General features: G+C 39.8%; 23 protein-coding genes. 1 reads left to right on the forward strand and 22 read right to left on the reverse strand.

Annotated elements, in window-relative coordinates; translation table 11 throughout:
- Positions 1–99 precede the first annotated feature (99 nt).
- The 16 genes from gtfB to BMZ41_RS11955 form a co-directional block, all read right to left on the reverse strand.
- The gene (gene gtfB / locus BMZ41_RS11880; protein WP_090165642.1) at positions 100–1,461 is read right to left on the reverse strand and encodes an accessory Sec system glycosylation chaperone GtfB; all 1,362 of its coding nucleotides are present in this window, start codon (positions 1,459–1,461) and stop codon (positions 100–102) included.
- Positions 1,434–2,930, reverse strand: coding sequence for an accessory Sec system glycosyltransferase GtfA (gene gtfA, locus BMZ41_RS11885; RefSeq protein WP_090529917.1), 1,497 nt, complete (start codon positions 2,928–2,930; stop codon positions 1,434–1,436). The genes gtfB and gtfA overlap by 28 nt, the downstream gene beginning before the upstream one ends.
- Entirely contained in the window at positions 2,927–5,275 is a 2,349-nt protein-coding gene (gene secA2, locus BMZ41_RS11890) for an accessory Sec system translocase SecA2 (protein ID WP_090165637.1), read from the reverse strand. Before secA2 ends, gtfA begins: the two co-directional genes overlap by 4 nt.
- Positions 5,275–5,718 (reverse strand): accessory Sec system protein Asp3, encoded by a 444-nt coding sequence (asp3, locus tag BMZ41_RS11895; RefSeq protein WP_090165635.1) that lies wholly within the window; start codon positions 5,716–5,718, stop codon positions 5,275–5,277. Before asp3 ends, secA2 begins: the two co-directional genes overlap by 1 nt.
- Positions 5,719–5,721: 3 nt before the next feature.
- Complete coding sequence (asp1, locus tag BMZ41_RS11900) at positions 5,722–7,347, reverse strand: accessory Sec system protein Asp1 (RefSeq protein WP_090529920.1); 1,626 nt, start codon at positions 7,345–7,347, stop codon at positions 5,722–5,724.
- An 11-nt stretch (positions 7,348–7,358) separates the two neighbouring features.
- Positions 7,359–8,564 carry a hypothetical protein gene (locus BMZ41_RS11905; protein ID WP_090165631.1) on the reverse strand — a complete coding sequence of 402 codons (1,206 nt, stop codon included), beginning with the start codon at positions 8,562–8,564 and terminating at the stop codon, positions 7,359–7,361.
- A 24-nt stretch (positions 8,565–8,588) separates the two neighbouring features.
- Positions 8,589–9,173, reverse strand: coding sequence for a manganese efflux pump (locus BMZ41_RS11910; protein ID WP_090529923.1), 585 nt, complete (start codon positions 9,171–9,173; stop codon positions 8,589–8,591).
- A gap of 147 nt (positions 9,174–9,320) precedes the next feature.
- Positions 9,321–9,893, reverse strand: coding sequence for a TetR/AcrR family transcriptional regulator C-terminal domain-containing protein (locus BMZ41_RS11915; RefSeq protein ID WP_090165627.1), 573 nt, complete (start codon positions 9,891–9,893; stop codon positions 9,321–9,323).
- 10 nt (positions 9,894–9,903) lie between these two features.
- Positions 9,904–10,137 (reverse strand): hypothetical protein, encoded by a 234-nt coding sequence (locus BMZ41_RS11920; protein ID WP_090165625.1) that lies wholly within the window; start codon positions 10,135–10,137, stop codon positions 9,904–9,906.
- 2 nt (positions 10,138–10,139) lie between these two features.
- Complete coding sequence (locus BMZ41_RS11925; protein ID WP_090165623.1) at positions 10,140–10,706, reverse strand: HdeD family acid-resistance protein; 567 nt, start codon at positions 10,704–10,706, stop codon at positions 10,140–10,142.
- A gap of 66 nt (positions 10,707–10,772) precedes the next feature.
- Positions 10,773–11,660, reverse strand: coding sequence for a DegV family protein (locus BMZ41_RS11930; RefSeq protein WP_090529926.1), 888 nt, complete (start codon positions 11,658–11,660; stop codon positions 10,773–10,775).
- Between the two features lie 57 nt (positions 11,661–11,717).
- On the reverse strand, positions 11,718–12,218 hold the full coding sequence (locus BMZ41_RS11935; protein WP_330388883.1) for a Gx transporter family protein: 501 nt from the start codon (positions 12,216–12,218) through the stop codon (positions 11,718–11,720).
- Positions 12,219–12,228: 10 nt separating this feature from the next.
- Positions 12,229–12,606: a NusG domain II-containing protein gene (locus BMZ41_RS11940; RefSeq protein WP_090165619.1), complete on the reverse strand. Its 378-nt coding sequence runs from the start codon at positions 12,604–12,606 to the stop codon at positions 12,229–12,231.
- Between the two features lie 4 nt (positions 12,607–12,610).
- Complete coding sequence (locus BMZ41_RS11945) at positions 12,611–13,681, reverse strand: FAD:protein FMN transferase (protein ID WP_242942060.1); 1,071 nt, start codon at positions 13,679–13,681, stop codon at positions 12,611–12,613.
- Between the two features lie 11 nt (positions 13,682–13,692).
- On the reverse strand, positions 13,693–14,736 hold the full coding sequence (locus tag BMZ41_RS11950; RefSeq protein ID WP_176754421.1) for an FMN-binding protein: 1,044 nt from the start codon (positions 14,734–14,736) through the stop codon (positions 13,693–13,695).
- A gap of 59 nt (positions 14,737–14,795) precedes the next feature.
- Complete coding sequence (locus BMZ41_RS11955; RefSeq protein ID WP_090529929.1) at positions 14,796–15,947, reverse strand: hypothetical protein; 1,152 nt, start codon at positions 15,945–15,947, stop codon at positions 14,796–14,798.
- A gap of 226 nt (positions 15,948–16,173) precedes the next feature.
- On the opposite strand from BMZ41_RS11955, the gene BMZ41_RS11960 reads away from it, so the two are divergent.
- The gene (locus BMZ41_RS11960) at positions 16,174–17,961 is read left to right on the forward strand and encodes a hypothetical protein (RefSeq protein WP_090529931.1); all 1,788 of its coding nucleotides are present in this window, start codon (positions 16,174–16,176) and stop codon (positions 17,959–17,961) included.
- Between the two features lie 39 nt (positions 17,962–18,000).
- Here the strand turns inward: BMZ41_RS11960 and BMZ41_RS11965 are convergent, their stop codons facing one another.
- The 6 genes from BMZ41_RS11965 to BMZ41_RS11990 all read right to left on the reverse strand — a co-directional run bounded on the left by BMZ41_RS11965 (position 18,001) and on the right by BMZ41_RS11990 (position 24,255).
- The gene (locus BMZ41_RS11965) at positions 18,001–18,819 is read right to left on the reverse strand and encodes a nitroreductase family protein (RefSeq protein ID WP_090529934.1); all 819 of its coding nucleotides are present in this window, start codon (positions 18,817–18,819) and stop codon (positions 18,001–18,003) included.
- Positions 18,820–18,821: 2 nt separating this feature from the next.
- Positions 18,822–19,211: a flavodoxin domain-containing protein gene (locus BMZ41_RS11970; RefSeq protein WP_090165607.1), complete on the reverse strand. Its 390-nt coding sequence runs from the start codon at positions 19,209–19,211 to the stop codon at positions 18,822–18,824.
- Between the two features lie 179 nt (positions 19,212–19,390).
- Entirely contained in the window at positions 19,391–20,911 is a 1,521-nt protein-coding gene (locus BMZ41_RS11975; protein WP_090529937.1) for an alpha-N-arabinofuranosidase, read from the reverse strand.
- A gap of 49 nt (positions 20,912–20,960) precedes the next feature.
- Entirely contained in the window at positions 20,961–21,830 is an 870-nt protein-coding gene (locus tag BMZ41_RS11980; RefSeq protein ID WP_242870595.1) for a carbohydrate ABC transporter permease, read from the reverse strand.
- Position 21,831: 1 nt separating this feature from the next.
- Positions 21,832–22,728: a carbohydrate ABC transporter permease gene (locus tag BMZ41_RS11985; RefSeq protein WP_090166718.1), complete on the reverse strand. Its 897-nt coding sequence runs from the start codon at positions 22,726–22,728 to the stop codon at positions 21,832–21,834.
- 96 nt (positions 22,729–22,824) lie between these two features.
- Positions 22,825–24,255, reverse strand: a complete 1,431-nt coding sequence (locus BMZ41_RS11990; RefSeq protein ID WP_090165602.1) for an ABC transporter substrate-binding protein — start codon at positions 24,253–24,255, stop codon at positions 22,825–22,827.
- Positions 24,256–24,500: the final 245 nt, after the last annotated feature.

The following is a 24,500-nucleotide window of genomic DNA, read 5'->3' on the forward strand; positions in this document are numbered from 1 at the left end:
CACAGATTGCACCCCAATTCAAGGAATTTGGTTGTATGGAACATAAAAATACGGCCCTCATTTTTGTGCACTTTTACTCCACAAAATAGGCCGTATTCGTCAATGTTTACAAATATATATAAATTCTTTTGTGCTAGTTGTTGAACCCTCTAAATGCTGTGTTGCTATTGCCTCATCTAGCACCGTTTTGTCTTTTAGCAGATTATTCAATCTTTGAATTATTGCCGAATAATTTGTAGTATCAAATATGTTTTCATGGGCTGTATACGCACCATGTTGTGTGTCATTAAAGGAAAGTATCAGAAGATTATATACAAATGCCCTTCTGGTCGCCTCCACAATTTCTCCACCTTGATTAATATCTAAGTAAAAATCGCATTTATTAAACAATCTATCAAGGGTTACCGCCTTTATATTAGGGTACATGATAACATTGTCATATTTTTCGTGAGCCAAAAGCTTAGCTGACATTTCTGTTATTGCCGTCACATGAAATGTGACCTGCGGTAATCCTTCCACAAGCTCCTTCAGGTGTTCCACGTTTTCACTGTTGGTGCAAATAAGTGCCTCCGGCTTGCCCATGTTTTTCTTGTGGAAGGTGTAGATAAAGCCCATACGCTTCAGCATATCTACAGGTGCCCCAAGCTCCAGCAATTTGTTGTAAGCCTGCAGATTCTGAACAATTACTGACTCACATCCATTTGCCTTTCCATCGAAGATTACCTGCATGTTTCCTGGTATATCTTCTCTAGGAGGCTCCTGCCAGAAAAGCTTATCTCTCTTCTCTTCCTTCGGGCTCTTCAAAGTATTGGATACAAAGAATGGAACCGACAGAGAGTTAAAGTAAATCCTGCAATCCTCCCATCCCCTTAACTTCAGGAAGAAGCAGATAAAATCCGTTCTGTTTTTAAATATAAAAGTCTCTCCCCGATAGTTTAAAATAATGTCCGAGGTCACATAGTTTTCAACCAGAACCTCTCTGCCTTCTGTATCAAAATAGGTCTTATTAACCTTCTCGGAATTTTTATTAAAAACCGTTCTGGCATAAAGGGCACCGTATTTGTTGTAATGCTCCGTAAAGCGGACATTTCCCATTTCATCCAGATAATCTACCAGCCTCACAAAGCGTTTATGGCTTGGATGTGAAAAGAAAATTCTTCCACGCTCCCTGTCTTTATCATGGATACTTCCATTGGTATTGTTAGCGCTTATCTCCCAGTAATCAGGAACCTTTATCTGATTGAAATACAAAGGCTTTCCAGGACAGGTATCGCATTTACGATAATCACCTAAAAAATATTCAAAAACATTAGTCACGCCATCAGGAAGAAATCCATCATCGTTAATTACGATAGCTTTAACTGGAATCTCTGCATTGGAAAAAGAGTCAAAAAGATCCTGACTGCCCCTGTTAAAGTAATCCATTAATAAAACTATTTCATCTCTACCAGCTTTTTCCATTTCAACTCCACCTCTTCAGTCAGATACTGCTTTGCCTTTTCGTAAGAATGGCTGCTAAAAGCCTGAATATCATCCTCATTACAGAGCTTTATAATCGCCTGAACCAGCTTCTCCTGCCGTCTTGCTCTTTCCATTCCAACAAGATAAGGCAGCTTATAGCCATTCAAACCATGGTCGATAAAATTCTGATTTCCATATCGCACATCAAAGCCAATTATTGGAAGTCCAGATCCTATCGCCTCCATAAGGGTCAAGCCAAAACCCTCGCTTGTGGACGCAGATAAATATCCCTCGTAGTTCTTATATACGTCCTTTAAATCCTGCTGTCCCATAAGCCGAATGTAATCCTGAGCTCCCAGCTTTTCAATCTGCTTCTTTAACTCCTCCTCTGCACCACCTTTGCCGTAGATATCAAGACTAATATCTGGCACACTTTTGCGAGCTTCCACAACTGCTGCAACAAGCCAGTCCACATGCTTTTCCGTAGCAAGTCTTGATGCAGTGATGAAACCGTGTTTACGCCTGTCACCTGTAGAATTTTTCAATTCATGAAGACTTCCAACAGGTATCGTATATACGTTAGGAGTAACCCCCATGTACTTTTCAAACTGCTCCATCAAAAGCTTTCGCTGATCCTCAGTGGCAGTAATATAAAAATCTACATGTTTGTTCATTGCGAAGGTGTACTCATAATAATTATTCCAGAGAATGTTATCCTCATCCGTGGCGCCCTCGCTAAAATGATCTGCATGAATAACAACACCTATTCGCGCCTCTCCAGAATTTTCAAGTATAGCCTGCGCCTGACCTGTGGCGCGGTCAATTATGATAATATCATCTTCAGTCGGATTGAGTTTTTCCGTCATGTAACCAATCAGCTCTTCCTTGGAACAAATCAGCTTATCAGGAAATTTATACATAACGGAATCATCATCGATTGCCTCCTCATAAGCAACTGAACCGTCCCTGTTAAAAAATCTACGCTGATAAAGATGAGCCTTGCCATCAAGCGGAGCATAATATTCTGAGAAAACACGCTTCGACATAAAGTAATCTTTTCTAATCAGGCATCCTCCCGAAACCATCTCCACGCGATGGACTTTTTCCTCATTTTCATTCAGGAAATAAACCCTAAAGAAATTGTTTCTTCCGCCAAAAATTATTCGTCCAATCTTCCCCTCTCTCTCGAAGGTGTGCTCCTCATCCCCTATGGACGCCTCCAAATCCTTTAGCTCATAAGTCACAGGCTCTGGAACAAAATCTGTAAAGAAGGTGTAGAGCCAAACAACTTCATCATCCTCGAAGCCAATGTTTCTTGTCATGTCGATGAGATTGTCCCTTGGAAACATATCTGTGAAAATAAATTTGGCAGGCTTATTTAGTTTTCTTAAAATTTTGGCTCTGTAGCTTTGGGCATATTCTACACCCGAGGATGCCCAGCCAATGCCGAGATTAAAATTATAGATCATGGCAAAATAATCCTTAATTTATTCTTCTTATCCATGCTGACTTCCGACAGCAGTACATTGCGGATAATATTTCTCTTAATCCTGCTCTCCATCTTTCTGAAGGATTCGAGAGCCTCCCCCTGATACTCAAACATAAGATTTCTCTGGGCGGAACTTCTTCCTGATACAGCACCCTGGAGCTGCTGCAGATAGTCAACCTGTTCAATCCATGCCTCATCTATGGCAGAAAGAGCCGATACTCTGATAAAATCGTTCATACCATTTTCTGAGCCGATTGCCTCCTTCTTTTCCTCAAGAGACCGCTCGACCCTGGCGAGAATATACGCTTTCACTCTGGCTCTATTTGAAAGATTAATAAGACTGCTCTCCTTCTCCATCCTGTAGGAAATATTATCAAGAAGATATCTGTTCAAGGTAGACACATCCAGCTTTTTATTCTCTCTCAAAAACTCATCAATGTTCTCTCCTGCTATGGACATAAGCTTTTCTTTCTCAACTGTGCCACCATCCAAAAGCATATCTCTGGTGTCGTACATAAGCTTTCTTTCCAGCTGAAGCACAACATCGTAATCCTTTGAATTCTTTCTGTTGGTGATGCCCATTTCCTCGTTGGTTCTCTGGGCGCCATTAACAATCTTTTTGATTCTCCTATCGCTTATACGTTTTGAACCATCAATATATTTTTTCAACTTCTCAGGGTCAGTACCCTTTTCCACAATATCATCCTCTAACGATACAAGAAATCGACTATAACCTGGATCTCCCTGACGTCCAGCTCGTCCTCTTGCCTGCCTTTCATCTCGGATATTAAGCATTCGACCAACACCAATAACCGCCAGTCCTCCAAGTTCCTTAACTCCTGGTCCCAGCTTAATATCAGTTCCGCGTCCAGCCATGGACGTAGCCACTGTCATAGCTCCCATCTGCCCTGCTTCCTTGATGATTTCTGCCTCCCAAAAGGCATTGTTGGCATTTAAAACCGAGTGAGCCAAACCTTCTTTTACAAGCAGATGTGAAATGATTTCCGTATCAGATATCATGGTTGTAACTATAAGAACAGGCTGACCTGTCTCATGCTTTTTAACAGCCAGTTTAATCGCTGCCTCAAACTGTTTTTCCGAATCGCTAAAAAACCAGTCCGGACAATCCACACGCTGAATTGGATTGTTGGTAGGGATGACCACAACCTTTTTTCCGTAAACATCGTAAAGCTCATCTCGGGCATCATAAATTGTTCCGCTCATGCCTGCCATCTTCGGGAACATGGAAAAGAAATTCTGATAGGTGATAGATGCCATGGAACGATTCTCCTGAGTAATCTCCACCTTTTCCTTGCACTCCAGCGCCTGATGCTGTCCGCCTCGAAGCTTAACACCTTTAAGCATACGGCCTGAGCTGGCATCGATAAGTGCAACCTCGCCAGTCTCAGATATCATGTACTCTGTTCCCTTTTCGATAATCTTGTGAGCCCTTAAGGCAAGCACAAGATGTCGATATATTTCAAAATATTCTGGGCTAAAAATATTCTCTATCCCAAAATAGCTCTCCGCATATTCAAGCCCCTTCTCAGTAAACCAAACATTCTTCTCCTCCACCTCGTAATCAACATCCTCCTGAAGAGTCCTTACGAAGAAATCTGCCATATCATAAAGATTTGACTGGACACGAGGCGCACCTGAAATAACAAGAGGTGTACTTGCACTATCCAGCAACACCGAATCCGCCTCATCTATAATGATGTAATAAAAGTCTCTCATAAAGCGCTCATCAGCAGACTTTACAAGATTATTAATCAGATAATCAAAACCTAAAGCGGAATGAGTCGTATAAACGATATCGGAATTATAAATCTCCTTCTTTTCATCGTTTTCAAATTTATCGTCAGCATCTCGCTTTACACCTGCCGAAATGGTAAGTCCCATAAATTCATAAGCAGGTCCCATTTCCTCAGCATCACGAAGAGCTAGATACTCGTTATTAGTAACAAGAATTGCACCCTTTCCCGTAAGACCATTCAGGTACATGGGACATGTAGCAGTAAGGGTTTTTCCCTCGCCAGTATTCATCTCCGCAAGGTACCCTAGGTGCAAAGCAATTCCCGCAAGAATCTGAACATCAAAAGGAAACATGTGAAGCACACGCATATCCGCCTCACACATTGCAGCAAAAGCCTCTGGAAGCATTTTATCCAGACTCTCCCCCGCCTCGAAGCGCTGTCTAAATTCCACAGTCTTAGCCTTCAGCTCCTCATCACTAAGGGCTGCCATAGCTTCCTTGTAGCTTTTGACCTTCTTCAGCTCCTTATAAAGTTGCTTTACAATCCCCTTGGTCTTTTTAATCTTCATTACTTTTCGTTTTCTATCTCTTCAATGGTTACTGAATGATAAACAAACTCCGTCATACCAGCATTTATAAGCTGCATTCTGTAACTGTAGGTTTTTAGTGGACATGAGAACTCTGCCTCCTTACCACGTAAAGTAAAATCACCAGCCTCTCGCTCATATCTATCCAAAAACACAAGTCTGATAAGACATCCCTCATCGTTTGGTGTCTCCACATTTACCCTGATTCGATACCTGCTTTCTCCATCAATGATAGGCAGAGACGGTTCGATTCTCTGAGCCTGATAATTAGTAAGGGAGTACCACTGTTTTATCACTGTGCCCGGTGGCATAAGATTATTCCTAAATCTCACATTATTGCGGGCAAGATACTCAATCTCAGAGCCGTAGAGATAGGTGTCCGAACTATATTCATTCCAATAAATTGTCCAACTGGCTTTTTCCATAGGCTACTCTCTACCCTGCCCTTCCATATAGGCTCTAACATCCTTCCACTTTTCCAAAAGCTTCCTGGTGGTAAACTTTTGAGCTATCTCATAGGAATAAACCTTTGCCTGATTCCAATTTGCAAGAGACCCTAAGAAATAATCTAACGCCGCTGGAATCTGCTCAAAATCCTTTACCACAAAACCGTTATACATGTTCTGCATGTACTGAGTTTCTCTTCGGATAATCTGCGGGATGGCAGTACTAATACAGTTTATCTGCAAATACAAATCAGGATTGTGTCTCATATCAACCATTATTCGCTGTTCACGAATACACTTACTTACAGAAAGCTCATCCACGCACTGTTCCACGAAAAATCTAACCTGAACTTCCTCTTCTTCCTCATCCTCTAAATCAATATCATTCTCTGCAGTATCGTCTTCTATTTCATCAGCAATAACCATCCTCCGATCAAAGCCTGCCTGCTCCAAAATGTCTGCCACTTTATTCAAAAGGACCTCTGGCCAATTGTAGGTTGCATTTCTGGTAAAAAGATGAATCATGGCATTTTCATTTTGTGGCAAATATATAGCCAGCTGAAGCATAAGCGCCTTAAATCTGTCTTCTGGCAAATCATCCACAGGCACCAGTACCTTTTGAACCGTTAGCTCTCCACTGATACCAAAATCCATTCGAGAATCATAAGGTGAAATATCAATAAGATTCTCTATCTCCTCACCTAATTCTCGCACAAGATATCTACTGGTGGCCTCAGAATCTGTGATAATATATCCCGCTTTTTTCACCAGCTCTTTTGCCTCCGGATGTTCCTTGATACGATATCTATCTCCATAGAAGGACAGGATACATTTTTCTCGTCCTATCAATTCATTAATCACGAGAACATTTTGTTTGTGCATGGCAATGCAGAAAATATCGTCTGCATTTTTCATCAGTATGTGGGTATAGAAAACTTCCCTGATGACCTCGCCCATATTAGGATAGTTCAGAGAACTAAACTCCACCGTCTCCACCTCGTCTCCTTCAAAAACAAGGAAAGTGTTATTCTGGGGATTGATTTCCACGCGTCCGTCATCAGCATACTCTCTCAGCTTGGCGACGCCAGATTCGGTCAGATAGTCTGTGTACAGCAACTGACCTTCTGAATAGGCCTCCATGGCCGACACAAAGCCTCTGTCATCATAGATATTCCTTTTGCTTAAAAGTCCATCCTGATATAAAGCCACCTCGATTGGATTCCCAGCTTCTCCGAATTCAATCTGAGCGTATTTTTTATTATGCAAATATGCCACCACCACAAAAGGCGTATATACGAATTCGATTCCTTCAGGCCAGTTTAGATTGTGAAAAGAAAATACTACCGCCTTTTTCTTTGTAACCTCCTGAATGGCATCAAAACAAGACCAGTAAGAGGCATGTAAGACTCCCTGGCGATGAAGGAAATGTCTAAAGTTTGGAGTGTGGCTCAAAAGAAGAATTTTAAAATCATGCATGCCACTTCGGTGAAACATCTGCACCTGTTTTACAGTGTCATCAAACTCCGTGTGCATTCTTCTGGTATGCCAGCTTTGCTCCAGCTCCTTCCACTTATTCTGTTGGTACCAAGCAGGAATAAAATAAAGCATGGGTCCCCCAATTAAATAAACGGCACATACGCATCATATTCTTTAACCGCCCTAAACTCCCTATACAAATTACAATTAATACTAGCCATTGCAATGAGTATGGATGGAAGGCTCATCACCGAAGCTGCAAGTTTCCCTTCCATGTGCATATAAAGTGGTAATGCAATAAACATACTCAAAAAAGTGGCAGAAAAAATTGCTATAACAAGCAATCTATTTCTGATATAAACCCTTGTTTTCCTTCCAGCCTTTAGGCCTGTAATACTGTCCCCCGCCTTCTGCAGGGACTCCGCCAAATTCTTCGGACTAATAAAAATAAACGAAAACACTATCGTAATTACGTAGAGAACAATGATATAAATTCCAATTCCCAAAGGATGATTTGTATCCATGTTATCATTTATCCACTGCAAATCCCTATTATCAGGAAAAATAGTGCCCAGTCCCGAAAAAACATATACCGGCAGCTGAAAAAATGCTGATGAAAACATAACTGGCATCATTCCGATAGGATTAAGCTTAATAGGAATATAATTCTTATCTGAGAAAATACTGTGAATTGATATCCTCTGCATTGGAATTCTGTACTCCGTATTTTCAAATATGATAGTGATTAGTAGCGCCACCACCGACAAAATTCCTATTGCTCTAAGCTCCTTAAATTCTACGCTTTTTACCGTATTAACCACGCTATCCAATATATTTACGTATATCAAAATAGTCTGGCCACCTACGCCATATTTTCCATTTCTGGTAGCAAGCCATAAAATTACAAAGGCGCCTGTGACCATCTCAACTGACGAAATAACTTTTGCTATTATCAGCTGGACGCCGCCGTCATATATATAGATTGTAGATTGTGTTGTGAAATAAGCCTGAACAGAGGCCCAGATAACCATAAGAATAAGTGTGGCTCTTGTGATTTTCTTTGGTGATGTATGAGATTTGCTGTCTGCACTTTTAAACGCCACAATCATCTGTACAAACAGTGTAGAAAACATAAAAGGAGATATTCCAAGAGCAAGCAAGCTTGTCTTGTACCTATCTCCTCCAATAGTCTGCATTATTAAATCCGCACTTTTATCCCTAAACGCATCATAAGCTGCTAAATCCACACCATAAAGCGGCAGCTCCCTACCTACCAGATAAGCCGCCATAATAATAAACGTAAATATCAGCTTTTCTACTAATGTTTTAGGAAAATAATGTTTTTTCAAACTCCTGCCCCAATAAACGCCTTACTAGATAACCTCTACGATATCATGCAATAGCATTTCTAAGCTTACTCCCCACAGCAAAACTGCTCCTATCACATAAGCGATAGTCTTGTTTTCAAAACCAAAATGAAGACCTATATAAAGTCCCATTATTACCATAAGTACTGAAATTACAAGAATAATGACAAACACATGCCATACTGTAATTCCAACAAAACCGCAAACGCAACCAGCAGCCGCTGTATAGAAGCTGGACACTACTATTATTCTGATGTAATCCCAAACTCTTAAAACGTCTCGGCGGCGTTCCTGTATGAACTCCTGCTTAACAGCCTTAACAATAAGCCTGATACCAAGGATAGCCAACACAATAACTGCAACTCCCTCACCGAAATGAAGTGGATCTGCAATATAGCCCGACTCTGACAAACCCCAGCAAACAGCATATCCAGCAAAAAAGAACGCAAGCTCAACAGCTGCAACTACGCCACAGGCTATTGCCAAAGTTTTCTTTTTAATTTGTACCATCATGGAGCCTTGTATTTCCATGGTGGCAAACACATCTAAAAGCACGCCTACTATTATCAGTAAGTCTTCTAATAAACTCATAAAATTATTATACTCCAATCAACTAAAATACGAACAATATTCGCATATTTTACACATTTCCTTATACCTTATATTCAATCACTAATATAGGTTTGTGTACAAGATACAAAGCAATTATTTTGTAGTTTTCATCCTAAAACTAAAAAATTACTTTTTAAGACTGGAAACAATTTCTATGAATGGACTATGGAAAATCTTTACATAAACGTCTGTAAGCTCCTCCACAGGAACCTTCATGCCCTTATTAATCCACTGAATAGTAACCCAACTGATAGAGTGAGCCAAAAAGTCCGCTACAAGCTCCTCTTTTAGCCATGGGTAGTTTGCAACCTTTGCAAGACTTTCCAAATCAAGATATTTCTGAACTGCTCTTGCAACGCATCTATTGAAAATTTCGTTGAAAGAGTTCTGGCCTTCCAGCATAACTGCCCTTTTATAGAAGTCCTTTTCTTTTTCCATTGTAGTAAGAATAAAAGTGACCGCTTCCTTAAGCATTCCATTAGATAACAGAGGCTCCACAGGCGCAAAAAGCTCATTTACAGTAATCCACTCAAGCAACTCATACTTATCTTGAAAATGATTATAAAAGGTAGGACGAATAACGCCTGCCTTGTCTGTAATTTCTTTTATTGTAATCTTTTCTATTGGCTTAGTGGCAGCAAGCTCCTTTAAGCTCTCAGCAAGCACAATATCAATAGCATTTTGTGTTTGATTGTTCATTAATTGCTCCTTAAGAATCCTCGTATTCTACTGTTACATAGAATCCTTTTGGTGTCTCTTTTATGTCGATTACCCTACCTTCTTTAGCCTTAATACGCTCTAAGGTAGTGTAATTGCCTGACATGGCAAATGACCTTCCCAACACATAATAATATGAGTTGGAAAGGGCATATTCAGTAATTGGAAGCACCTCTCCCTCTTCAAGAAGGCCGGTTCGTTCCATTTTAAATTCCATTTGACCCATTTTTAAACATCTTCCTCACGTAAAACTTCAACATCAATAATCTTTTCAGCCTTGTTTACCTTGTGAACAGTGAAGACATCTGTAATGCCATCATAAATAAGCATGATACCAATTAATCTTGTAGCAATCGCAATAAATTTAAAAGCATCAGCTATGCACGCTACTCCCAGAAGAATAGTTACCGCTGCAATGATGAAGGTAAGCCATGGACGTGGCGCCTTTGTCTTGATTGCCTGGGCGGCAAGACCTAAATCCTGAAGTCCATGTACAACTAAAAGCACACCGATTGCAATTGGAATAATTGAAACGATAGAGCCTGGCGCAAGGAAAATCCAGATACCAATAACTGCCAACACTCCGCCTACAGCTATTCCCATGGCATTAAAGCCCTTATCAAATATCTGGCTGATAATAACAAAGATACCTGAAAGAATGACAATAGCGGCAATTACTCTGCTGATTGTAGTAAGACTCTCTGTTGGATAAATCAAGAGAAGTACACCTATTACAATGCTGATAATTCCTGAGATTGTGATGTTAAGACGTAAGCCTTTGATTTTTTCTTTCATTTTTCTCCCTCCAATATAATAAGTGCTGAGCTTATTATAATAAACTCAACACTTTAGTACTACTTATTAGTGTTCCTTTAATGAGCCCCAGAAGCCAATAGCTACTGTACCTGGGCCTGTGTGAGAACCGATAGTAGGTCCAATATCGAAAATACGAATCTTCTCTTTCATATGAGGGAAAGCAAACTCAAGCATATCTGCCATCTCTCTGGCATCATCATAGCAAACTGAATGTGTGATGAAAATATTCTCGCTGTATTTCTCACCATCATCGATTCTTGCCTTGATAGCCTCAAGAGCTGCTCTCTTAACCATCTTCTTTCCACGACACTTCTGACGTGGGCAAAGCTTTCCTTCATCATTGATATTCAACAATGGACAAATATTAAGTGCAGTTCCAAACCATCCTGAAACCTTAGAAACACGTCCACCTCTGATGAAGAATGTAAGATCTGTAGTAAAGAACCATGTATTCTGATTCTGGATATGACCATTTGCCCAGTTAACAAGTCTGTCGAAATCGTATCCCTCATCTCTTAAGGATGCAAGCTTATCCATCATAAGAGCATAGCCAGCTGATGCTGTGAGACTATCAAATACAACAATCTTTCTATCTGGGAACTCTTCCTGAAGCTCCTGAGCAGCGATACGAGCTGAATTGATAACACCTGAAATACCACCAGAGAGTGTAAGGTGAATAATATCCTTACCCTGCTCCAAAAATCCTCTAAAATATGCTGTAAACTCATCTGCATTAACCTGAGATGTGCGAGTCATTGCTCCGTCCGTCATAGCCTGATAAAACTCAGTAGCAGACATAGACTTGAACAAATCATCTGTGTATGCTACATCATCCAAATAATAATGGAAACAGATGTGTTCAATATTCTTTTCTTTTAAGTACTCCTCAGTAACGTCTACTGTAGAACAGCAGCTAATAATATAATCACCCATATTTATATCCTACTCTTATAAAAATCTTTTTAACTCGTTAGAGTATACTCCAAAAGCTTATGCAAATGCAACCTTTACGCGCCTACAAATCATCCCCGAAAGTATACCTATTACCACGCCAGATATGGTGCCTATTACAATCAAAAATGGCAGATAATAAATCAGCTGACTAGTCTCCAAAACAAATATGGCAACAATAATCTGTCCCACGTTATGGAACACTCCACCGATAACACTGACACCAGTAATAGAAAGCTTTTTTGTGCGCTTTGCAACATACATCATAACAAAAGACAAAACTGCTCCGGCCAGACTGTAAAGCATCATTGCAAAATTGCCAAAGGTAAGACCTACAAGAAGCACTCTTACAAGTGACAGCATAGCAGTATTCTTTCCTCCGATGGTATAAAGGGCTACAACAATAACTATGTTGGCAAGGCCCACCTTGGCTCCTGGAATGCCTATGTTTAAAGGTAAAAGCACCTCTACATAGCTAAGAACAAAAGCAAGGGCTATAAGAAGACCTAAATATGCGATTTTTCTTGTATTCATTTTCATAACAGCCCCCTTAATTTGCTATAGTATCCACATCACTTACTTCTCCACCTGTGATTTCCACAACCAGTTTATTTGGCAGACAAACTATAGTCTCATTGGTATAGTGAATCTTGTGATGTTTTACACAAATCTGATCTGGGCAGGATGCCTCTGATATTTCTGCGTTTCCATCGTATATACGAAGCACATTGTAGCTTCCATCTGGAAAATCAAAACGCTGCTCCATGTCCTGATTAAGAGGAAATCTCCCCATCTCCTGACCATCTACAGTAACGATTACCATAGCACTTTCGTCAGTATTATTCCTCTGCCATACTCTGGTAATCCCTAATATCGTAAATGCGATAATCAGCAGAGCACCTATTAATATCAAATCATTTTTTTTCATAATATTATCTCGTCTCGACAATCAATTTTGAATCAGCATATTCTGATGTAAGGGCAAAATCATCCGCTATTTCCTCAGTGATATGCACATCACCATTTGACATAACAATAATCATGTCAAAATCATCACTGCTCTTCCAATACTCTACTGCCTCATCCAGCCCCTTAACAAAAAGAGCTGTTGACAAACCATCACATTTCAAACCATCCTTACCAACTATTGTAACACTTGCCAGCCCCTTATCAGCAGGCTTTCCTGTGGATGGATCCAAAATATGCCAATATATTTTTCCATCCTCTTCAAAGTAGCGTTCATATCCACCTGAAGTAACAATGGCCAAATCCTTCGCCTGAAGTACGCCAAGAATTCCTTCCTTACTATCCAAAAATGGACTTTTAATAGCAATCTTCCATGGTTCTCCAGTAAGTTTTCCACCGAGACACTGAACATTTCCACCAAGATTAATAAGCGCCGACTCTACACCATTTTCTTTAAAGAAATCGTGAAGCATCTGGCTGGTGTAGCCCTTTGTGATACTACCTAAATCTATCTGCATATCATCAGGCAAAACTATATCAATATAGTCATTTCCCATATCAGATATTTCTACTTTATTATAATCAACAGCCTCTAAAAGCTGATTTATTTCTTCATCCTCTGGAACTTTATATTCACCGGTTGTAAATCCCCACTCCTTTAATACAGGATAGATAGTTAAATCCAGGGCACCCTCTGTGGCGGCACAAATATCCATACCACCAATAAAAATCTTTGCCCCATCGCCAGTCAGTCTTCCAATTTTATTTCTATTAATACCACTAACTTCACTGTCTTTCTCTGTAACAGAAAGCTGCTTTTCCAAAGCCATAACCTTCTGCTGAGCCTCTGTCAAAAGCTCCTCGTCTCCAGTTATCTGAATATCCATAACTGTATCCATTGCAAAAAAAGTGGTTGAATTGGTATCTGTCAGCTTGTTTTCAACCTGCTTTTCAGACCCACAACCACATAAAAGCAGGGCGCAAAGTAAACCTGCGCCCATTTTCTTATAATTTATTTTAAAAGAATCACAATTCAAAAACATTATTCTCACTGACCAGCCTGCTCCAAAGCCTTATTAACCGCTGATAAAAAGCCCTCTGAAGAGTATGTGGCACCTGCAATAGTATCCACATCTGCACTCTGTGCCTGAAGCACTCGGTCAATCATCTCCTTGCCATCTTTTTCTACATCAAAGTATTCTGCATCATCACTAAACTTCGTAAAGACGATATCAGATATTTCTCCATCAACTATGGTAACTTCAACTGCTATTGTACCATTATTACCCATTCCTTCGCCAGTAAATGTGCCATCTTTAAGAGTATTTGTAGCGGGCAAATCTGCAGCCTGCTCAATCTTTTCAGTCTCAAGCTTTTCTTTTGGCTTTTTCACGTTTGCATTAATAACAGCAACAGTTGTAGTTGCGACAAGGAGCGCAAGGCTAACCAAAACCAACTGTCTCCTTGGAAGCTTTTCTGCAGTGGCATCAGTTGCTTTTGCCACTCTGCAAACAAGATAACTAAGATAGATAAATACATAAACAAATACCGTAATGTCATATCCCTTAGCGCCTTTAAGTGCAGGTGGAACCATAAGCATCATTACATGGACAAATAAAAGTGCATAGAAAACGTATGCCGTTCTCTGCAACTTCTTCCATGTGACAGCCTTCATCTTTCTTCTGACTGATACGAATGAGGTGATAAAAAGTGGAAGCATTATTAAAGTCATTATTGTAGAAAGAACGATAAAAATAATCAGGCTAGTGCTTAATTCCGAAAAACCATTCATAGCCTTTTTGTAATATGACAATCCATATGCAATGCTGTGTCCCAATCCATTAATTGATGCAATGATTGAAAGTGGGCCTCGCAGTGGAATAAAGGTCTTTGCTCCAAGGCTTCTGTTTGGAAATGCGCCGGCATACATCACTATTACAAAAAGCGCTCCTGTCAGCCCTCCCCCAGCAACTATCGGAATAAACCACTTAGTTATCACTGCAGGCATGGCCATATCTGACCATGCTGCAACGATAGATAGAAAGGAAATTGCGACTGTTCCTATATAAAAAGGAACGGGATTCTTTTTCAAGCTATCACCACATACAAGTGAAAATATTAGTGCTATGCACAAAGAGATAAGAAATACCATTACTCAGTTACCACTGCTATATTTGCGTAGTTATCACTTGAAATAACGATTGTATAGCTTCCCTCTCCAGCAGCCTTTGCCTCCTTAAGAGCAGCTGAATCCATCTGAACTGAATCAGCTACTGCAGCAGAACATACTTCAGTTCTGATAGCCTCTCTGCCTTCACCTACTACATAAGTAGCTGTTACTGTAGGATTCTCAAGATCAGCAGGAACATCTGACAATGTGATTGTCTCTGCCTTCTCATCAACTACAGCTGTTGCCTTTGCATCCTTATATACAGGCTTTACATATACTCCATCAAGCTCATATACATAAGCATCATTCTGATTGATGAAGGTAACCTTTGTTACTGTCTCCTTCTCAAGCTTGCTAAGCTCATCAAGGTTATCAAAAGTCATTCTCTGATTGTGTGTGTTGTCAGATGCCACATTGAAAGAAATCTCATATGGCTGAACCCAAACACTCTGAAGATACTCCATACCCACCTTAAGACCAGACTCTGTCTCAAGGATGATACCCTGAATATTTCCATCAATCTTAAAGTCTCCATCCTCTCTTGTATTCTTAATATAAGAAGTAGATGTCTCTAAAATATCAATCTCATAATCGCCCCAAACTGTTCCTGTAAGAAGCTGTGCATCTGCATCTGTTACTGTGTCAGCTACAGCAAAATTTGTCTCTGAATATGTAGCCTTGCCATCTTCTACTGTAACAACCTTGTACTGCTCTGGCTCAGCATCAGCCTCTACAAAGCTGTCATTGATAGCCTTGTAAGCATCCACCTGATCTGCAGGAACTGCCACGTTTACATTCTTAACACCTGTGATGTGGTATCCATCAGCATTAGTTGTCTCATCTACAAAATCTGTAACCATGTTCGGGAAAATCTCAGACTTTCCTGTTGTAGCAGATGCTACTGCATCATAGGAATCTACACTTGAAACATCTCCTGAATAAAATTCAGCATATGAAAGTGTTGCTGTACCAAATACATACGCTGTGTCAGGATCAAGAAGTCCATTCATCTGAACTGTCTCTTCCTCAGCTACCTCCACATTTTCTGTATCAACAGCTGCCTCTTTTGCGCCGCAACCGATAAGTCCTAATGCCATAAATGACATAAGTGATAAATACATCTTCTTTCTCATAATATTATTCCTCCTAATTATATTTAGATTTGTATAACTGCCGTTAGTCTTTACTAACTTTTAGGATATTAACAAATCATAATTTCCAAGTCAATACGTATTAACGATAATTTTTTCCAAATAATAGTGTAAATAACAGTTGTTAGATTATTCTAACTTGTGTTATATTTGACTACGGTAGGGTTAGTGAATACTAACGGACAAAATATAATTTAGGAGGATTAATATGAAAAGAAAAGTTTTAGCCCAGTTACTAGCTTTTGGACTTGCGCTGACATCACTTCCAGTTTCAGTATCTGCTGCTGAAATTACTGAGGATGTTGTTGTAGAGGCAGAACCACCTGTCGCTGATGAGGATACTCAGGATGTTGAAGAACTTGAGCAAGAAGAAGCAACTGCTGAAGCAGATGAAGATGAAGATGTAGATGTTGATGATGTTGTTGATGATGCATCTGAAGACCTTCAGGAGGTTACAGCATCTAAAATTACAATCAATGATGAGACCTACTATTTCTTAGCCAACAGCGACGATCTCACATCAGATTCAGTAATTGTTTTAGAGAACACAGATGAGGAAAAGAATCAGACTGAATTCTCTTCTTTCACAGAAATTGACGACACTGATGTTTATTTTTACACCACAGCAGATCTTTCTGGAAAGCTTTACGGAACTTACGAAGCTTCATATACTGACCTTTATCGTGGACAGACATCTGCACCTGAATATGATGCTGTATCATCTGCTACAAAGGGCAAGAGTAACCTATTTACAAGCACAAATGTTTCAGATGTTACCGACGATGGCTACCAGATTTACGGACTTAAAAATGCAAATGTAGCAGTATCAAAGGAAGACTATGTAAAAGCTTCAATTCTTGATTCAGCTGATAAGCTTGATAATGATTCTTATGCAAATCTTTTAAAGATTACATTAAATGAAAATAACGATATTCCATCATATTATCTTCCTTATGATGGAAGTGAATTCAAAAATGCGGTAATTAGAAAGAGCATTTCAGTCAATGATGCTGAAGGTGAGTTAAGGTATTACACAAGATATGGCACATATCAGCTCGAGGTTTTAGAGCCAACTACAAGCTACCTTAGAAGAACAAGAGACAACGATATTTACGCTATTAATAACTCAGTTCATGGTGCAATCCTTCGCGGTACAGATTCAAATGGAAATCCTATTTCTATGGGTGTAAGACATCTTAAGGAGTTATGGGTTTCTACATATGAAATCGCATTCTCGCCTGATACCAACTCAGCGGTTTCTTTTGAAGGTGGATACATAACTTCAGTAGATTACCTTACAGCTTCTGATGTTTTCAGCTTTAAGTTTGAAACTCCAGTCAAGGTAAAAGCTACATATGATAGCTCAGCTCTTAGCACATTCTTTAATGAGAATAATAACAAGGAACTTATCATTTCAGGTATCGACACAGTGCTTCAGAATACTACCCTTTCTCTTTCATACAGAGAGGGTCGTCAGTCAGTAACAGTTGTTGACAAGGCTCCTGTAACAGCAGTAAACGGCGTTATAAAATACACTGTTGAAGATGAACTCATTCCTGAGAAATCTTACACAGTTACTCTCGTAAATGATGAGTATGCAGATATCACATCAACTGTTACTCCTGAAACTCTCGGCATCGATCCAAGTGCCCCAGCAGAACCAGATGAGCCAACTGAGCCAGACTCTCCTGATGAGCCAGTTATTGATAATCCTGATGCTCCTGATGAGCCAGTTATTGATAATCCTGATGCTCCAGATGAGCCAGCTATCGATACACCAACAGAACCAGCAAAGCCTTCTACAGATAATCTCACAGACGAGCAAAAGGAATGCGTAAAGTGCATCGACAAGAAGATCAAAGAGATTGTAGATTGTGTAGTTGTTCCTATCGTGAAGAAGTGCTGCCCACAGCTTCAGGATGTTATTCCAGTAATAACTCAGCACTTACAGATGATTCAGACAAAGATTTTCAATTTCTTCTTTGGAAGATGGTAGTAAAAATGGCGACAGAGCATTTTGCTCTGCCGCCATTTTTTATTTACATCTGTATGATGCAACATATTCAACATCTTTAGGAAGTGTGATTTTTGGATCTTCTACTACTAATTCAAGAGGTCTTCCCTCTGATTTCATCTGACTTTCAAAATGGAATAATGCAATTCCAAGATCAATCTTCTGCAAATCATAGGTGCCATTGTCATAACCTCTATCATGTTTTTCAAAGAAATGTGCCATATTGTCAGAGATAACTACTCTCCAAGGCTGCTTGTTTACAGCAGATGGTGCGACCCTTACTGCCTCAAGTGCCTTTCTTAAATCAAGTCCATCCGCCTTCTGCTCTGATAATGGATTGTCAAAACTATCAAGATAGAATAACTCTTCAAAATCTAATCTTTTATCTGCTTTAACTCCCTTTCTCATAAGGCCTTCTTTAAGAGACATGCTCTTTGCAATTCCACCTATAGGGCTCATGCAAGGCATAACCTCTTTGTCACTCAAATCAGAGGCCTTTTCGAATTTTTCTCTTGGAAGTGTTCCACCAATCCAAACAGTGCCAAGCCCCATCTCATGAGCCTTCATAAGAAGTGCCTCAAATGAATAGCCATAAGCTTCCTCTGCATGTGTGCCTGGTTCCATAAGAGCTGCTATATAAAGCTTTTCTCCTGTTAAAACAGGGCTTGATAATTTATTAGCCTCACCGTCCAAAAATTCAAAACGAATATTAATGCCGTAAGGATTCTCAATGCCTTCGGCAAATGACTTTAATTCTGCTACAATTTTTTCATCTACATTATTACCATCAAAAGTTCTTACACTTCTTCTAGTCTTGGCAAGTTCAAGAAATTCTGCCATTTTTAATACCTCTTTCCAAATTCTTCTGCTGCCTTGAGTTCATTTACTCCAGGCATATTTTTAGCGTAACATGTCTCCTCTTCTACCTCGATTCCTCTTCCCTTTAATTCTGACTTAAGTAAATCAAGAGCGTGCTTTGAAAGCCAGGATGTAGAAAATACAGCTGCTTTCTTTACCTTACTGGAATCTAATGTGCCGATATAAGCCTTGAGCTTTTTGTCAATTCCATAGGCATAAAGTCCACCACCGATAAACAATGTATCTACTGGCTCTTTAATCTCTGCACCTACTTCATCAACAGATACTGCTGTACAGCTTGCACCATTTGCAATAGCTGCAGCCAACGCCTTAGTGTTACCACTTCTTGAATAATATCTAACTGCCTTACCCATCTTGACCTCCTTATATGAAAATATATATATCACTAAATTAACTAATGTCATTATATCGATTGTGCACAATTAAATCAAGTGTTATTTTACATTTCAAATATAAATTATTATTCGTTTAAATAACACAATAGAGACAGCCCAAAAGGACTGTCTCCTATAGAATAAAAATGAAAAGTTAGTTATTTCTTGATTCTGATGCTAACAACTGAGCAAGCTGGAAGCTTAACTGTGATGCCATGAGGAGTTCTGCTGTAATCCTTGAACTCTTCTTCCTTAACAACCTCAGGATTCTCGAATGTGTTGTGAGCATTCATCTTTCCAGATACGAAAACTGCCTCACATACATTGTAAGAATTTCCATCCTTTGTAAGCTGAATCTCCACATCCTCTGCTGACTCAAGAGAATTGTTTGTAAGAGTAATTGTGATTACTCCATTTTCATCCTCTGATACTGATTCAAATACCTTTGGAAGCTCGTTCTTATCAGAACCAACTGTTCCATTTCCGATAAGGCTTGAATCAAGAAGAGTAGCTCCCTGGTGATGACGATACATTTTGAAGACGTAATATGTAGGGGTTTTAATCATCTTTTCGCCATCAGTAAGCATTACAGACTGAAGTACGTTAATCATCTGTGCGATACATGCAAGCTTAACTCTGTCTGAATGCTTGTTGAAGATGTTAAGATTCATACCAGCTACAAGTGCATCACGCATTGTGTTCTGCTGATATAAGAAACCTGGATTTGTACCTGGCTCAACATCTGTCCAGATACCCCACTCATCAATCATCATGCCAATCTTCTTATCAGGGTCGTACTGATCCATGATTGCACCATGCTTATTGATAAGCTCTTCCATAAAGTATGATCTCTTAAGAGTCTGGTAGAATACCTCCTCTGTGAAATCTGTTGCACTTCCCTTGAAGTTCCAGTCATCCTCTGTCTCTGGGAGGGTATAATAATGAAGAGAAAGACCATCCATAAATCCATGGAAGTGCTCTGGTGTATGGTCAAAGCAAGTATCAAGAACCTCCTTTGTCCAGTGATAATCATCTACATTGGCACCGCAGCAAATCTTTGCGATTGGCTGATTGCCGTTGTAATTTCTAACATATGTCTGATAACGTCTGTATTCATCAGCATAAAACTGTGGGCGCATATTTCCGCCGCATCCCCAGTTCTCGTTACCAACGCCAAGGTAATCAACTACCCATGGCTCTTCATGACCATTTTCCTTACGAAGATCTGCCATTGGAGATACTCCGTTAAATGTCATATACTCAACCCACTCACTCATCTCACGAACTGTGCCTGAACCAACATTCGCATTTACGTATGTCTTACATCCAAGCTGACGACAAAGCTCGAAGAACTCGTGTGTACCGAAGCTGTTATCTTCTACTACACCACCCCAGTGAGTGTTAATCATCTTCTTACGCTTTTCCTTTGGACCAATACCATCCATCCAGTGATACTCATCTGCGAAGCATCCACCTGGCCAACGAAGTACAGGCACCTTCATTTCCTTAAGAGCCTCTACAACATCCTTACGCATTCCGTTTACGTTTGGGATGTCGCTGTTCTCTCCTACATAAAGTCCTTCGTAGATACATCTTCCAAGATGCTCTGAGAAATGACCGTAGATTTCTGGAGCGATTGTGCTTTTCTTATTTTCGTTATTGATTACTAATTTTGCCATTACATTCTTCTCCTTCAATTAGGGTTAATAAACAATCGGAGATTGTTTATTAACCTTTTACCGCACCGGCAGTCATTCCGTCAATAATGTATCTGTTAAAGATTAAGAAAATTACCAAAATAGGTAAAATTCCGAACATCGAACCGGCAATAAGAACATCATAGTTATTTCCGTATGGTGTAAGAAGTGTATTCAGTCCAATTGGAAGTGTAAACTTCTCTGCGCCTTTAAGTACAAGCAGTGGCCAAAGGATGGCATTCCAGCTGCCCATTGCACATAAAATACCCATGGATGCAAAAGCTGGTTTGGCAAGTGGAAGGATTATTCTTACCGAAATGCCATATTCACTGCAGCCATCAATGCGCGCTGCATCCAATAAATCCTTTGGCAAACCCGACAGGTACTGCTTGAAGAAGAAAATTGTTGAAGCGCTGCACACGCCTATTATGATTACACCTGTGTAGGTGTCAATCAACTTGAGTGCAATTACTTCCTTATACAGTGGAAGCATAAGGATTTCAAAAGGTACCATCATTGTTGCAAGTACGATTGTAAAAAGTAAATTCTTAAATCTGAAATCGTACATTGTAAGACCGTAAGCAACAAAGTAGCAAATAATCAATGTGAGAGCCACTGATACGATTGTGATAATAAGTGAATTCTTATACCACATAAAGTACTTCTGGCTGTCTGCATTTCCACTAAAAAGATATGTGTAGTTATTCAGATTCATTGTAGAGATATCTAAATCAATAGAAAGACCTCTACGGATAAGCTGTGTTCCTGGTCTGAATGATGCTAACAATCCTGCAAATACCGGAAATACGATAATCAAACTTAGAATCAGGAAAAAGCCTGTTCCTAGAATTGTTCCTATTCTTCTTTGAGGAGTGGCTGCCATAGTTTTCTGCTTTGCCATATTATTTCTCCTCCTTCTTAAATGTTCCATTTAAAATTAACTGTGCGAAATTGATGATAAGTGCTACTACAAGAAGTACTACACCAACTGCGCAGGCATAACCCATATCATTCTTCTCAATACCACGCTTGTATAAGTATCCAACAATTGTAAGACCGATATTGTTTGGAGATGAATTTCCTGCCCATAACATGTATGACTCAAGGAACATTGCAAGTCCTGCATATACGGATATCGTAAGTACGTATACTGTTGTTGGCTTAAGAAGTGGCAGTGTTACAAATCTGAATTTCTGCCAGCCTGTAGCGCCATCAATATCTGCCGCCTCATAAAGAGATGTATCAATTGATTTAAGTCCTGAGAGGAAGTAAAGCATATTTACTCCTGTCCATCTCCAACATGCTACTATCAGGAGGGCAAGCATTCCTGACCAACCCATCTTTAACCATTTATATGTTCCAAGTCCCAAGGCTGCAGAAACCATATTCATCTGACCTGTTGTGTACTCTGTAAACATCAGACGGAATAAAGTACCTGAAATAACAACCGATGTAAGAGCTGGCATATAAAGAACGGCTTTCCATACACCCTTTGCCTTAACAAGATTGCTATCCATGAGAACAGCAAAAAGCATTGGAAATGGTATAAGAAGTACCAAGGTAAAGAACATGTATTTAACACTGTTAAAAACAGCAATATGGAATACATTATCCTTTAATAATTTTGCATAATTGGCAAACCCAATCCACTCTGATTTAATGGCTCCAATATCCTGGAAACTCATCGTAAATGCGGTAATGAGTGGGTATACCCAAAAAAGGAAAAAGCTAATCACAAAAGGAATAACAAAAACATATGGTGCAACCTTCTGTGAATAGAAAAATTTTCTAAAATTCATAACTGACCTTTCTCCACTGGTCTTTTTAAAAGAGGATGCCTGCCCCTTGGCAGGCATCCTTGTTGCATTTATATCCATATAAATCTTCCCTTTTGATTATTGCTCCATGTCAACTGCATCCTGTGCTTCTTTGAGAGCATCCTCTACAGAGTAGTCTGGATCCTCAAGAACCTGATTAAGTGTTGTTGTGCAGAAGTACTCATTGATTGTTGGGCTGATAGAAACAACAGAAATCTTTCCGATGTTCTCCATTCCAATATCGCTTAATACATCATATGGGTAGTTGATAAAGAACTGGTTGTACTGGTTGTTGTCATCATGTGCGAATGCATCATCACTCCATAAAGCTGAATTACATACATCAAATCCAAGTGTATCCCAAATGTGCTGCTCGCCTTCTTCAGACATCTTTGCCCAGCAAGTAAACTCAGCTGCAAGATCCTTATTTTCAGACTGCTGTGTTACTACTGTACCTGTACCACCGATACCTACAGAGCACTTCTGTCCAGCCTTGAATACAGGACACTTAGCAATGTACCAGTTGCCCTTCTCATCAGGCATATAGTTTGTGAAACGTGACATGTACCACATTGCCTTAGGGAATGAAACGATGTTGTGATCCATAATATTCTGGAAACCAGCCTCAAGGTCAACGTGTCCATCAGGAGAAACCTCTGCAAGACCACTCTTTAACCATCCCTGCTGCATCTCAAGCATTGTCTTTACTGAATCAATATTTACGTTTGCTGGATTATCAAATCCACCTGTCCAGTCATCTCCGTTTTCAGCCATTGCAATCCAGAGCCAATCAACACCGCCTGTATCAACTGATGTCCAATACTTACCCTCTTCATTTACTGTACCAAGATACTCTTCACCAAGCTTTGCGTAATCATCCCAGGTCTTTACTGCATCAATCTTTGCAATAACTTCGTCCTGGCTAATTCCCATTGCCTCTGACATAGCAGCTACGTTGTAGTACATTACTGTTGCACCTACGTGATAAGGAGCACCATAGTAATTTCCATCCTCGCCCTGGTATGTCTCCATACGAGATGTAACCATTGTATCAAGATAATCCTTTGCGTAGTCATTAAGTGGAACTAACCACTGATCAAGACCTTCAACTACGTTAGGGAACTGACCTACTTCTACGTCACAGATGTCTGGAGCACCTGTTCCAGCTTCAAGAGCTGTAAGAAGCTTTGTGTGCATATCGCCATATGGATATGTTGTACATGTAATTTCGATTGTCTCATCTGGATGCTGCTTGTTCCACTCTTCAGCCATAACACCGTAATGCTGTCCGTGAAGCTCAACGAATGTCCACATCTCAAGATGAGTACCATTAGGATCTCCAAATGTGTTTGTTACTACCTCAGCTTCTGCTGATTCTTCTGCAGTCTCCTCTGTTGCTTCTGCAGCGTCTGGATCAACTCCTCCTTCTGAAGCTGCTCCCCCACAACCAACAAGCATGCTAGCTGCCATTGATGTGCAAAGTAATGCACTAATCAATTTCTTCTTCATTCTTCTCCTCCTTGTAAAAAAAGAAATGTTTTGCGTTTGGTTTTGCAGTTTATTACTTCAATAGGCTGAGGCTTGTTAGCCACATGAATTGGAAACTGCACAACTCATTAACGATTATGGTATTATAATAAAGCTGGATGTTCTCAACGTCAATATTTATTTTAGGAAAAGCTAAACTATTTTGGATATTCTTTTAATATACACAAATACTTCACATTGTTTTTAGTAAATTTCACTAATTGACA

The organism is Pseudobutyrivibrio sp. UC1225 (assembly GCF_900115215.1).
Taxonomy (GTDB): Bacteria; Bacillota; Clostridia; order Lachnospirales; family Lachnospiraceae; genus Pseudobutyrivibrio.